The sequence below is a fragment of the Spirillospora sp. NPDC049652 genome, from assembly GCF_040675125.1.
Classification (GTDB): domain Bacteria; phylum Actinomycetota; class Actinomycetes; order Streptosporangiales; family Streptosporangiaceae; genus Spirillospora.
Map to the genome: position 1 here is coordinate 1 of NZ_JBFAOF010000131.1, position 12090 is coordinate 12090.

Consider the following 12090-nt stretch of genomic DNA (forward strand, 5'->3'; position numbering starts at 1 on the left):
GACCGAGGCGGTGCAGTCGCCGCCGGGCGCGATTCCGGCGCGGCCCGCGAACTCGGTCCGGCCGCGCCGCACCTCGTAGGAGATCCGGTCGGGGAAGATCCGCGCGGCGGGCCACGCCCGCCAGCGCCGCGCGACCTCGGCGCGCGCGGCGGTCTGCAGTTCCGCGCCGGTCGGGCCGCGGGTCAGCGACTTGCCCGCCGCGACCAGCGCGACGCCGCCGACCAGGGCGTAGACGCAGCCGAGCGCGGCGGCGACGAGCATCCACTGCCGCGCGCGCAGCCCGAGGACGACGGCCGGCCGCGGTGGTCCCGGCGGCTCCGCCGGGGGGCCGGGGAAGGGCGGAGGCTGCTGCATGGGGGGCTGGAACGCCACAACCGGAAAGGCTAACCCGGCAAAGCACCGATCCGTCCCATCGCTCAGGGAACCATCAGATGTCCGGGCAACGGGGTGGTATCCCGTCCGCGCCGGGTGTGAGCCGGGTGTGAGGCGTCCCACCAGGGGAGTCGCCCCCGGGAATGCCCCGGGGCATGGCAGGGTTGTGCCGTGAGAGGACGACGGCGTCCGCCCCCGTAATCCGCACCGCGTCAGCACAGGAGCACCCACCGTGTCGTTGCCACCGCTGGTCGAGCCCGCGCCGGAGCTCACCCGTGACGAGGTCAACCGCTACTCGCGGCACCTGATCATCCCCGACGTCGGGATGGCCGGGCAGAAGCGCCTCAAGAACTCCAGGGTCCTGTGCGTCGGCGCGGGCGGCCTCGGCTCGCCCGCCCTGATGTACCTGGCCGCGGCCGGGGTCGGGACCCTCGGCGTCATCGACTTCGACGTCGTGGACGAGTCCAACCTGCAGCGCCAGGTCATCCACCGGCAGTCCACGCTCGGCCTGCCGAAGGCCGAGTCGGCCGCCGCGACCGTCCGCGAGATCAACCCGCTGATCGACGTGGTCGTGCACAACACCGTGCTCGACCGCGACAACATCCTCGACATCTTCGGCCAGTACGACCTGATCGTGGACGGCACCGACAACTTCGCCACCCGCTACATGGTGAACGACGCGGCGGTGCTGCTCGGCAAGCCCTACGTCTGGGGCTCGATCTACCGGTTCGACGGCCAGGCGTCGGTGTTCTGGGCCGAGCACGGCCCCTGCTACCGCTGCCTCTACCCCGAGCCCCCGCCGCCCGGCATGGTGCCGTCCTGCGCCGAGGGCGGCGTGCTCGGCGTGCTGTGCGCGTCGATCGGCTCCATCCAGGTCAACGAGGCGATCAAGCTGCTGGCCGGGATCGGCGAGCCGCTGGTCGGCCGGCTGATGATCTACGACGCCCTGGAGATGAGCTACCGGACGGTCAAGGTCCGCAAGGACCCCGACTGCCCGCTGTGCGGCGAGAAGCCCACCATCACCGAGCTGATGGAGGACTACGAGGCGTTCTGCGGCGCGGTCTCCGAGGAGGCGACCCTCGCCGCCAAGGAGTCCACCATCTCCGTCCACGACCTCAAGGCCATGCAGGACCGGGCCGAGGACATCTTCCTCGTGGACGTCCGCGAGCCGAACGAGTACGAGATCGTCTCGATCCCGGGCGCGACGCTGATCCCGAAGGGCGAGTTCCTGAACGGGTCCGCGCTGGAGCGGCTGCCGCAGGACAGGAAGATCGTCCTGCACTGCAAGTCCGGCGTGCGGTCGGCCGAGGCGCTGGCCGTGGTGAAGAACGCGGGCTTCGGCGACGCCGTCCACGTCGGCGGCGGCATCGTGGCGTGGGTCAACCAGATCGACCCCAGCCTGCCGAGCTACTGACACCGACACGCTGACCGGTTCCGGTCACCGTCCGAGGGCCTCCGGGGCATCGCCCCGGGGGCCCTTCGCATGCCCGCCCCCTCCCCGCCCGTCCCCGTCGTGATCATCCTCCGCCGGACGGCCCGGGGCGGCGCCCGCCGGCGGCCGGGACGGCTCCCGCCGATTCGGTCCGGACCGCATCGCCCCCAAGGCCCGTGCCCCCGCTGTGAGCTGCGAGGTTTCGGAGGACGGCCGAGAGGGCAGAGGCGACCCATACGACCCTGCGACCCGAAGTGCTTGTGATCTGGGTCACCGCTGGTCAGACTTGAACGCGTTTCCCGGTCCCGCCGCCCGCACGAGCGCGGGGACCGCCGAACGCCGCGACCCGACGCGCGCATGCCGGGCCGCGCACATCGCGCCGTGACCGGCGACCACATTCCTCGCGCCCCGCGCGCCCGGACCCCTGCCCGAACGCGGGGGCCCGGCGTCTCGGCCGTGGCCGCCGCCGCGTCCCGCATCGCACAGGAGGAACGATGTCCCTACAGGTGCCGACCGATGCCGACCGGGCACTCGGCCACCTGGAGCACCTCGTCGACCGGCTGCGCTCGCGCGGCTGGCTGGTCGAGGTCGCGGCCCAGGGCGACCGGTGGCCGACGGCCCTGGTCAGCAACGGCGAACTGCCGGGCCTGAACGAGAGCGTCATCGCCGCGCCGGACCACGTGGGCGGCGACTGGTTCTACTACTTCGGCTGGGGTGAGCGCATCGCGCCCTGCACCGACCCGCACGGGGCCGTCGCGACGCTGGCGCGCGTCCTCGCCGTCCACGGCGACCTCTGACCGCCATCCACGGCGGCCGCCGACCGGCGGTTCGCGCCGTCCGCCCGCGCGGCATGGACGAGTCGCGTGAGCAGGCCAAATACCATGAGGGCATGGCTTGGACGCGTTATGTGGCGATCGGCGACTCCTTCAGCGAGGGCATCGGGGACGAGTACCCCGACGGAAGCCCCCGCGGCTGGGCCGACCGGCTCGCCGAGGCCCTCGCCGAGCGGGAGGACGGCTTCACCTATGCCAACCTCGCCGTGCGGGGGAAACTGCTCGGACAGATCATCGAGACGCAGCTGCCCGCCGCGCTGGAGCTGGAACCCGACCTGGTGACGGTGTCCGGCGGCGGCAACGACCTGCTCCGTCCCGGGACGGACGTGGCCGACCTGGCGGCGGCCATGGACGCCGCCGTCGGGCGGCTGCGGAAGTCGGGCGCGGACGTCGTGCTGTTCACCGGGGTGGACCCGGCCGACTCGGCCGTGATCCGGCTGACCCGCGACCGGGTCTCCCGGTACAACGACCACCTCCGGGAGATCGCCGGCCGGCACGGGGCGTTCGTCGTGGACCAGTGGAACATGGACATCCTGCGCGACTGGCGGATGTGGGGCATCGACCGCCTGCACATGGGGCCGGAGGGGCACCGCCGGGTGGCGCTGGCGGCGCTGGAGGCCCTCGGCGTCCCGGACGCGGGGGACTGGCGCGAGCCCGCGCTCGCCCCGCTGCCCACGCTGAGCCGGGGCGCGCAGCTCCTCTTCGACGTCCGCTGGGCCCGCGCGCACCTGGTGCCGTGGATCGGCCGCCGCCTGCGCGGCCACTCGTCCGGCGACACCGTGGCGGCCAAGCGCCCCGCGCTCGGCCCGGTCGACCTCCCGGGCTGACCCGCCGCCGGGCTCCCCGCCGGCCCCCGGGCTCCGCGGCCCGGGTGGCCGGGAAGCCCGGCCAGGCCGCCGCCCTCTCCCCGGCTCCGCGCCGCGACCCGTTCGCCGTGGTCAGGCGGACTTGCGGGAACGGGACTTGGGCGACGCGCTCTTCTTCGCGGCCTTCTTGGCCGTGGCCTTGGACGTGCTCTTGCGCGCCGTCCCGCCGCGCGTGGACGTGCCGCCCTGGCCCGACGTCCCGCCGGACGAGGCGCCCTTCTTCGCCGCGGCGCCCTTCTTCGCGGCGGACGCCTTCTTCGCGGTACCCGACCCGGCCGTGCCCGACTTCTCCGTGCCCGACTTCTCGGTGCCCGACTTCTCGGTGCCGGACTTCGGCGCGGTGCTCTTCCTCGCCGTCGCGGCCTTCTTCGCGGTGCCGGACTTCTCCGGCGCGCTCGCCGTCCCGCCGGACTCGGCCGAGCGCCCCTTCTTGGCCGCCTCGACGCTCGCGCGCAGCGCGCTGAGCAGGTCGGCGGCGGGCGCCTCGCCGCGCTCCTCCTCGGGCTGGACGACCTCGCGCCCCTCGACCTTGGCCTCGATGACGGCCTCCAGGGCCTCCCGGTAGGCGTCCTTGTACTGGCTCGGGTCGAAGTCGCCGGACATGGTGTCGATCAGCGAGGTCGCCATCGTCAGCTCCTGGCGGCGGACGTCGATCTCCTCGTCCAGGAAGGGGAAGTCGGGGGTGCGGACCTCGTCCGGCCAGAGCATCGTCTCCAGCACGAACACGCCGTCCCGCACGCGCAGCGTCGCCAGCGACTCGCGCTGCCGAAGCGCGACCTTCACCACCGCGACCTTGCCGGACTCCTCCAGCGCGTCCCGCAGCAGCACGTACGGCTTGACGCCCTGCGCGTCCGGTTCGAGGTAGTAGGTCTTGTTGAAGTAGATCGGGTCGACCTCCTCGGCGTCCACGAACTCCAGGACGTCGACCCGGCGGCTGCTGGTCAGGGGCAGGTCGGCGAAGTCCTCGTCGGTGAGCACGACCATCTCGCCGGACGGCAGCTCGTAGCCCTTGGCGATGTCGGCGTAGGCGACCTCCTCGCCGTCGATCGTGCAGACGCGCTTGTACCGGACGCGGCCGCCGTCCTCCCGGTGGACCTGGTGGAAGGACACGTCGCGCTGCTCGGTCGCCGAGTACAGCTTGACCGGGATCGTCACGAGGCCGAACGAGATCGCGCCCTTCCAGATGCTGCGCATAAACGGTGCCTACCCTCCCTGAGCCGTCCACAAGCGGCGGGGCCGGCCCGGTGGCGCCCCGGCCGGCCCCCGGGTCTCACCCGCTCCCCTCCGCCCCCGCGGCGCACCGCCGTCCACTGCCGTCCACTGCCGCCCCGACCGCATCCCGGGGATCAGGGTTCGCAGTACTGCGCGTGGATCCGGTAGGGGTACTCGTTGAGCTCCGCACGGCGGCACCGGTAGTCCCGGTGGTGCGTGAGCAGGTGCAGCCGCCCGCGGATCACGCCGTGGATGGGAGCCCCGCCGAGGGCCCTGCAGTAGAACCCCTCCGCGCGGTGTCCGGTGAACGGGTGGATCTCACTGCAGCGGTAGGCGGGCGCACGGTCCGGGTGCGCGACGCCGGTCGTGGCCGCGCCGGCGGGAGCCGCCGCGCACAGGCTCGCGGCCGCGCCGGCGGCCGCGGCGACCAGCGAGAGCCGAGTGGACAGGCCAGGCCGGATGGTCAGGGACGGCATGCGGAATCGCACAGAAATCCTCCTGCGTTCGCTTCGGAGCCACGACGGGCAATCGAGTGATTACCGAACGCGAGAGGCCCTTAACCTGCGGCAACGTGAAGTCCCTGCCAAATCGCCGGGTCCGCGCCCGGACTGGGGCGGTGTGGGCGAACGGTCCCGGTTCGCTCACACCGGAGCGGGAGATCTTTTCCAGGACGCGGGCCGGGGGTAGGAACGGCGTTATGACCATGCCGTGGCCCGTGGAGCCGATGACGGCCGTCACCGGCGAACTGCCCGAGGACACCGCGCGCTGGGGCCTGGAGCTCAAGTGGGACGGTGTCCGCGTGCTGACCGGCGTCTCCGCGGACGGGGTGCGGGCGGCCTCCCGGCGCGGCGCCGACGTCCTGTCCCACTACCCCGAGCTGTCCGGGCTGGCCGACCTTCTCCCCCACCACGACGTGGTCCTGGACGGCGAGGTCGTGGCGTTCGAGGAAGGCCGCCCCAGCTTCGCCCGGCTGCAGCGCCGGATGCACGTGGCGCACCCCGGCCCCCGGCTGATCCGCGAGGTGCCCGTCCGGTACGTCGTGTTCGACCTGCTCTTCCTGGACGGCCGGACGCTGTTCGACGTCCCCTACGCCGAGCGCCGCGCGCTGCTGGCCGAGCTGGAGCTGGCCGCGACCGGCCCGGTGGAGGCCCCGCCGTACCTGGACGGCTCGGACAGCGCCCAGGTGACCGAGCTGCTGGACTTCACCCGCGAGCAGCGGCTGGAGGGCCTGATGGCCAAGCGGCTCGACTCCCCCTACCGGCCCGGCCGCCGGGTGGACCTCTGGCGCAAGATCAAGAACTTCCACACCCAGGAGGTCGTGCTCTGCGGCTGGAAGCAGGGCCGCGGCCGGCGCGAGGGCGGCGTCGGCTCGCTGCTGCTCGGCGAGTACGACGCGAAGGGGCGGCTGTGCTTCGTCGGCCACGTCGGCACCGGGTTCACCGATCGGATGCTGGACGAGCTGCACGAGCTGCTGTGGCCGCTGCGCCGCCCGTCCAGCCCGTTCGACGACGAGGTGCCGCGCGAGGTGGCCCGCGACGCGCAGTGGGTGGAACCGCGCCTGGTGGGGGAGGTCGCCTACGCCGTCCGGACGAGGGACGACCGGCTGCGGTTCCCGTCCTGGCGGGGACTGCGCGACGACAAGCGACCCCACGAGGTGACCCGTGAGCCCTGAGCGGAGCAAGCAGACCGTCGACGTGGACGGACGCGAGGTGACCCTGTCCAACCTGCACAAGGAGCTGTACCCGGACTTCACCAAGGGCGAGGTGATCGACTACTACGCCAAGATCGCGCCGGTGCTGCTGCCGCACCTGCGGGACCGTCCGGCGACCCGCAAGCGGTACCCCGACGGCGTCGGCGGCGGCTCGTTCTTCGAGAAGAACGCCCCCTCGCACACCCCCGGCTGGGTGCGCCGGGTGACGGTCGCGACGCCGGGCAGCTCGCGCGGCCGCGACTCGCTCGACTTCGTCGTCGTGGACGACCTGCCGACGCTGGTGTGGTGCGCGAACATGGCGGCGCTGGAGCTGCACATCCCGCAGTGGAAGGTCGGCCCGCGCGGCGGTCCGCACCCGCCGGACCTGGTGGTCTTCGACCTCGACCCCGGGCCGCCCGCGACCATCCTCGACGCCCGGAAGGTCGCGGTCATGCTGCGCGACCTGCTGGACGCCGACGGCCTGTCCTGCTTCCCGAAGACGAGCGGCAAGAAGGGCCTGCACCTGTACGTCCCGGTCGAGGAGACCGACCGGACGTCGGCGTACGCCAAGGAGGCCGCGCAGCGCCTCGCGGCCGACCACCCCGACCTGGTCGTCGCGAAGATGGGACGCGACCTGCGCAAGGGCAAGATCTTCGTGGACTGGAGCCAGAACAGCACGGCCAAGACCACAGTGGCGCCCTACTCGCTGCGCGCGGCCGAGCGTCCGGCGGTGTCCACGCCGCTGACCTGGGACGAGCTGGAGGCGGCCGGCAGCGCCGCCGACCTGGACTTCGGGCCCGCCGACGTGCTGGCCCGCGTGGAGCGCGACGGCGACCTCTTCGAGCCCCTGCTCGGCGAGCGGAGGCCGCTTCCCTGACCGGCCGGGCGGGGCTCCCCGGGCAGCGGAAGGGAGATTTCCGACGCCGTATGTGTTCGAACCGGCACTCTCCGACGCCGAAGTGAGTCACCATGAGGTTCGGGGACCTGACGAGCGGTGCCGGAGGCGAAGGTGTCGATGTCGCGGAATCACTTCGACGTGGTCGTGCTGGGCGGGGGCACGGCCGGGGAACTCGTCGCGGCGGACCTCGCCCGCGCCGGACGCGTCGTCGCGCTCGTGGAGAACCGCCTGGTCGGCGGCGAATCGCCGTACTTCGCCTGCGTCCCGTCCAAGTCGCTGCTGATGTCGGCGCGCCGCGGCGAGACCTGGGAGCTGGCCGTCGCGCGCCGCGACGAGGTCACCGGCAACCTCGACGACGACGGCGCGGCCGCCCGGCTGGCCGAGGCGGGAGTCGCCGTGCTGCGCGGCTGGGGCCGCGTCACCGGCCCCGGCACGCTGGACGTGGACGGCGTCGAGCACCGCTTCACCGACCTGGTCGTCAGCACCGGCAGCGAGCCCGCCGTCCCGGCCGTGCCCGGTCTGGCCGAGGTCCCGGTGTGGACGAGCGACGAGGCGCTGACCGTCCCGGACCTGCCGCGCCGCCTGGTCGTCCTCGGCGGCGGGCCGGTCGGCTGCGAGATGGCGCAGGTGTACGCGGCGTTCGGCTCGGCCGTCACGGTGGTCGAGGCGTCCGGGCGGCTGCTGACGGCCGAGGCCCCCTTCGCCGGGGAGATCCTCGCCGAGGCGCTCCGCCGGATGGGCGTGGACCTGCGGCTCGGCGCGGAGCCGGCGCGGGTCGAGCGCGGCCCGGTGGGGCTGCGGCTGTGGCTGTCGGACGGCGGTGTCGTCGAGGCCGACCGGATCCTGGTCGCCGCCGGGCGGCGGCCCCGCGTCGAGGGCCTCGGCCTGGAGACGCTCGGCCTCGCCGTCCAGGCGGGCCGTCCGCTGTCGGTGGACACGACCTGCCACGTCCGGCTCCCCGGTGCCGGGGCCTCGGGGGCCTCCGGCGCCGCGGGGTCCGAGACGCCCGGCGATGGCGTCGGCGAGGGCGCGGAGGACGCCCCGGCCGCCCTGGCGGCGGAGCTGGGCGGCGGCGTGTGGGCGGCCGGGGACGTCACCGGTGTCGCCCGCACCACGCACGCGGCCCGCTACCAGGCCCGCGTCGTGGTCTCGAACGTCCTGGGCAAGCACCGGGAGGCCGACTACCGGGCGATCCCGCGCGTGGTCTACACGGCCCCGACCGTGTACGCGGTGGGCATCAGCCCCGTCCACGCCGAGCAGGCCGGGATGAACCTGATCAAGGCCGGGCGCGACCTGTCCGCCACCGCCCGCGCGGCCGTGGAGGCCGAGGACCGGGGCCGGGTGGAGCTGTACGCGGACGGCGAACGCGGACTGCTCGTGGGGGCCGCCGCCGTGGGCCTCTACGCTGAAGAGTGGATGAGTGAGATCGCGCTGGCGATCCGGGCGGAGACGCCGCTGAGCCTGCTCACCGACGTCGTCCACGCGTTCCCCACGTTCGGGGAGGCCGTGGAGGCGCCGCTGCGCGAGCTGGCGGCACGGCTCTGAGCGGATCACGGCGGACGCGGCGCACGCCCGCGCCCGCACCGGCGCGCCGGACGGCACTCCGCGAGCGACCGAGGGGGAAGGACGCACGATGAGCGACATCGAGGGCACCGAGGGCATCGAGGCCGAGGACGTCGAGCCCGGCGCGGACGAGCGGACGCCCGCCTACGAGGCGACCGACGCCGACACGGCCGAGCAGCACGCCGACGTGCGCGCCGAGGAGGACGGGCCGCAGGGCAGCCCGCCGGTGGAGGCCGACGAGGCCGACTTCGTCGAGCAGGGCCGCGTCGTCCGGCTCGACGAGGACGAGTACCGCTGAGGCGTCGCCGGATCCTCGGACGAGCCGCGCCCGAGCCGCGCCCGAGCCTGGTCGGGCCTGGTTTGGGCCCCGTCCGCCGCGCCCCGGCGGAGGCCCGCCGCGCCGTACGGAGGGGCCGTGGCCGCCGCTCGCGCGGAGTGGCGGGGAGGACACGCGGAGCGACGCGAATCGGCCCGTGGGTGACCTTTGAGGTTACCGGCGCGTAGGATGGTGGGATTGACTCCCGCGGCGGACGACCCCCGGACCGCCGCACTGATCGGTGATCGGAGAGTGTGGTGACCGCGACACCGGACGCCCGCCCCCGTGGCACGCGCCTGCCGCGTCTTGCACGGCGCAGGCAGCTGCTCGGCGCTGCACAGGAGGTGTTCGTCGCCCAGGGCTACCACGCCGCGGCGATGGACGAGATCGCCGAGCGGGCGGGCGTCAGCAAGCCCGTGCTGTACCAGCACTTCCCGGGCAAGCTGGAGCTGTACCTGGCGCTGCTCGACGAGCACGCCGAGGCGCTGGTCCGCACCGTCCGCGAGGCGCTCGCGTCCACCAGCGACAACAAGCTGCGGGTGCAGGCGGCCATGGCCGCCTTCTACGACTTCGTGGCCGGCGACGGCGAGGCGTACCGGCTGGTCTTCGAGTCCGACCTGCGCAACGTGGCGCCCGTCCGGGCCCGGGTCGAGCGCGCCAACCTGCAGTGCGCCGAGATGGTCGCCCAGGTCATCGCCGAGGACACCGGCGCCGACAGCGACGAGGCGCACCTGCTCGGCATGGGCCTGGTCGGCATGGCCGAGGTGAGCGCCCGCTACTGGCTCGGCCAGCACGGCAAGATCCCCAAGGACACCGCCGAGAAGATGATCGCCCGCCTGGCCTGGCGCGGGATCTCCGGGTTCCCCCGCAGCTCCTCCTGAGCCCCGCGGTTCCGGCCGCGCCGCGCGTTCCGACGGCCCCTCCGACCGGGCACACTCGGACGGAGAAGCCTCGGACAAAGGAGCGTCGCGTGCAGGTTCGCATCGGGGTGCAGTTCGTCCCCAAGGAGCTGGTGGTCGAGACCGGGTTGTCGGCGGACGAGGTCCAGCGCCTCCTCGCCGACGCGCTCGCCGAGACCGGCGGCGTGTTCGTGCTGGAGGAGCGCAAGGGCGGCCGCGTGGTGATCCCGGCCGCGCACGTGGGCTATCTGGAGATCGCCGAGGACGAGGGCCGCTCGGTCGGATTCGGCAGCACCTACGCCTGATCCGGCCGGACGCGTCCGCGCAGGTCGCGCCGGGGGGAACGGCCGTCCGGAAGCACCCGTTCCGGACGTCCGCCCCATCATCCAGGTTTCAACCGGACAGTGCGGGCATACCGGTTTCCGTCAGGCCACCCCGCAACGGCGGGAAGTCCCCGAGACACGGAACGGTGATCGAAAAGTCATGCTCACGGTCCTCTGGTTCATCATCGTGGGGGCAGTGATCGGCGCACTGGCGCGGTTGCTGGTCCCCGGCAGCAATCCGATCGGCATCCTGCTGACCATCGGCGTCGGCATCATCGGCGCGATCCTAGGCGGTGTGATCGCCTCGGCGCTGGGCGCGGGATCGGTGATCGCCTTCATCTTCGCGGTCGCCATCGCGGCGATCGGCGTGGTCGCGCTGACCTCGCACGGCTCCGGGCGCTGGGGCTCCGGCCGGTTCGGCCGGCGCCGCCGCTCGTACTTCTGACCCCCGAACCGGTGACGGCCGCGCCCCCGCCCCCTCGGTGAACCGGCCGTCGCCGCAAGCCCCGCACCATCAGAGCCCCCGTGCCCGCACACGGGGGCTCTGGCATGCCCGCCGTCCGGGCGGCGTCCCCGGGACGTCCGGGCGGTGTGCCGGGCGGCGGGCTCAGCCGCCGGTGACGGACTTGAGGATCTCCGGACGGAGCGTCCCGCGAAGCTGCGCGTACGGGACACGGATCGCCGGATCCGACCGGTTGCAGGCCATGTCGTAGCCGAGCTGGAACATCGGGATGTGGAAGTCCGCGCCGCCCGGTGTGAGCAGCACCCTGACCGCGCCGCTGTTGACGAACTCGGGGGTCAGGTGCCCCGGGCCGTCGGCCGGAGGCGCGTCCCGCCCGCAGAACGCGCCGTGGGGCGTCTGCCGCGTGAGCAGGGCGGTCAGGTTCCGCGTCCCCTGGTCGGTGTCCACGGCGGGGAGCAGGATGTCGCGGGTCGACAGCTTGGTCCCCGTCGTCAGATCGACGGTCAGCGTGGACTTGTAGCCGGTGTTCCGGGACGCGGCCGTGGGCCGGTATCGCACGGACAGGTAGCGCGGCCCCTTGACCCCAAGATCGACCACGGTCGCCGGGTGGAGGCGCTCCCCCGCCGGCGGCGACGTCCCGAAGAACGAGGCGTAGTCCTCGTGGACGCTGGTGGCCCACTGGACGGCGGGCTCGCGGAGCAGCTTGTTGACGCGGCTCTCGACGGCCGGCGACGCGAGCCCCGTCACATGCGGATAGCTGACGGTCGAGGTGAGATCGGGCTTGGAGAGGGTCCTGTCCTCGCTCAGCAGCGTCACCCGCAGCGCCTTCGGCGGGGGCTTGTGCCCGCCGCTCTGCGTGGCCACGTAGGTGCCCGTCCCCCCGGCGATGACGGTGGTCGCGAGCGCGGCCGCCGCGACCTTCGCCCCGGTCGCGGCGAGCAGGCCGCCTCCTCCGGCGGCGCCCGCCGTCCCCGCGGCCCCGGCCGTTCCGGCGACCCCCGCGACCCCGGCGGCCCCGCCCGCCGCGCCGCTGAGGGCGGCGAGCGGGAAGAAGGCGGCCAGCGCCATGGCGAGCCCCGCCAGGACCCGCACCCCGCGCGTCTCCCACTCCGGCCCGTACGCGGCGGACGCGACGGCCTCCAGTTCGGCGGCGAAGTCGGACGCGGAGATCCGAAGATCGTCGTCTAGCGAAAGAGAGTAGTTTCATAGGAGTAGATCTCTGT

Annotated in this window: 13 protein-coding genes and 1 pseudogene; 10 read left to right on the plus strand and 4 right to left on the minus strand. The window is 73.6% G+C overall.

Features of this window, described 5'->3' with window-relative positions; translation table 11 throughout:
• Positions 1-372: pseudogene (locus tag AB0J52_RS11935) on the minus strand (hypothetical protein); the annotation flags it as partial.
• A 232-nt stretch (positions 373-604) separates the two neighbouring features.
• On the opposite strand from AB0J52_RS11935, the gene moeZ reads away from it, so the two are divergent.
• The 3 genes from moeZ to AB0J52_RS11950 all read left to right on the plus strand — a co-directional run bounded on the left by moeZ (position 605) and on the right by AB0J52_RS11950 (position 3464).
• Positions 605-1786 carry an adenylyltransferase/sulfurtransferase MoeZ gene (gene moeZ / locus AB0J52_RS11940; protein WP_500181578.1) on the plus strand — a complete coding sequence of 394 codons (1182 nt, stop codon included), beginning with the start codon at positions 605-607 and terminating at the stop codon, positions 1784-1786.
• 512 nt (positions 1787-2298) lie between these two features.
• Entirely contained in the window at positions 2299-2601 is a 303-nt protein-coding gene (locus AB0J52_RS11945; protein ID WP_500181579.1) for a hypothetical protein, read from the plus strand.
• A 92-nt stretch (positions 2602-2693) separates the two neighbouring features.
• Positions 2694-3464, plus strand: coding sequence for an SGNH/GDSL hydrolase family protein (locus AB0J52_RS11950; protein ID WP_500181580.1), 771 nt, complete (start codon positions 2694-2696; stop codon positions 3462-3464).
• A 111-nt stretch (positions 3465-3575) separates the two neighbouring features.
• Here AB0J52_RS11950 and ku read toward each other — a convergent pair whose 3' ends face one another.
• Together ku and AB0J52_RS11960 are read right to left on the minus strand one after the other, a co-directional pair.
• Complete coding sequence (gene ku, locus AB0J52_RS11955) at positions 3576-4697, minus strand: non-homologous end joining protein Ku (RefSeq protein WP_500181581.1); 1122 nt, start codon at positions 4695-4697, stop codon at positions 3576-3578.
• A gap of 152 nt (positions 4698-4849) precedes the next feature.
• The gene (locus AB0J52_RS11960) at positions 4850-5203 is read right to left on the minus strand and encodes a hypothetical protein (RefSeq protein ID WP_500181582.1); all 354 of its coding nucleotides are present in this window, start codon (positions 5201-5203) and stop codon (positions 4850-4852) included.
• A 209-nt stretch (positions 5204-5412) separates the two neighbouring features.
• Between AB0J52_RS11960 and ligD (AB0J52_RS11965) the strand changes: the two genes are divergently transcribed.
• The 7 genes from ligD (AB0J52_RS11965) to AB0J52_RS11995 all read left to right on the plus strand — a co-directional run bounded on the left by ligD (AB0J52_RS11965) (position 5413) and on the right by AB0J52_RS11995 (position 10849).
• On the plus strand, positions 5413-6387 hold the full coding sequence (gene ligD / locus AB0J52_RS11965; protein WP_500181583.1) for a non-homologous end-joining DNA ligase: 975 nt from the start codon (positions 5413-5415) through the stop codon (positions 6385-6387).
• Complete coding sequence (ligD, locus tag AB0J52_RS11970; protein ID WP_500181584.1) at positions 6377-7282, plus strand: non-homologous end-joining DNA ligase; 906 nt, start codon at positions 6377-6379, stop codon at positions 7280-7282. Before ligD (AB0J52_RS11965) ends, ligD (AB0J52_RS11970) begins: the two co-directional genes overlap by 11 nt.
• Positions 7283-7420: 138 nt before the next feature.
• Positions 7421-8848: a dihydrolipoyl dehydrogenase family protein gene (locus tag AB0J52_RS11975; RefSeq protein WP_500181585.1), complete on the plus strand. Its 1428-nt coding sequence runs from the start codon at positions 7421-7423 to the stop codon at positions 8846-8848.
• Between the two features lie 88 nt (positions 8849-8936).
• Positions 8937-9164: a hypothetical protein gene (locus tag AB0J52_RS11980; RefSeq protein ID WP_500181586.1), complete on the plus strand. Its 228-nt coding sequence runs from the start codon at positions 8937-8939 to the stop codon at positions 9162-9164.
• Between the two features lie 275 nt (positions 9165-9439).
• A complete protein-coding gene (locus AB0J52_RS11985; protein ID WP_117359595.1) occupies positions 9440-10063 on the plus strand; it encodes a TetR/AcrR family transcriptional regulator in 624 nt (207 codons plus the stop codon).
• 89 nt (positions 10064-10152) lie between these two features.
• Positions 10153-10386 (plus strand): DUF3107 domain-containing protein, encoded by a 234-nt coding sequence (locus AB0J52_RS11990; protein WP_500181587.1) that lies wholly within the window; start codon positions 10153-10155, stop codon positions 10384-10386.
• A gap of 178 nt (positions 10387-10564) precedes the next feature.
• Positions 10565-10849: a GlsB/YeaQ/YmgE family stress response membrane protein gene (locus AB0J52_RS11995; RefSeq protein ID WP_500181588.1), complete on the plus strand. Its 285-nt coding sequence runs from the start codon at positions 10565-10567 to the stop codon at positions 10847-10849.
• Positions 10850-11011: 162 nt separating this feature from the next.
• Here the strand turns inward: AB0J52_RS11995 and AB0J52_RS12000 are convergent, their stop codons facing one another.
• Positions 11012-11959, minus strand: coding sequence for a hypothetical protein (locus tag AB0J52_RS12000; RefSeq protein ID WP_500181589.1), 948 nt, complete (start codon positions 11957-11959; stop codon positions 11012-11014).
• Positions 11960-12090 lie beyond the last annotated feature (131 nt).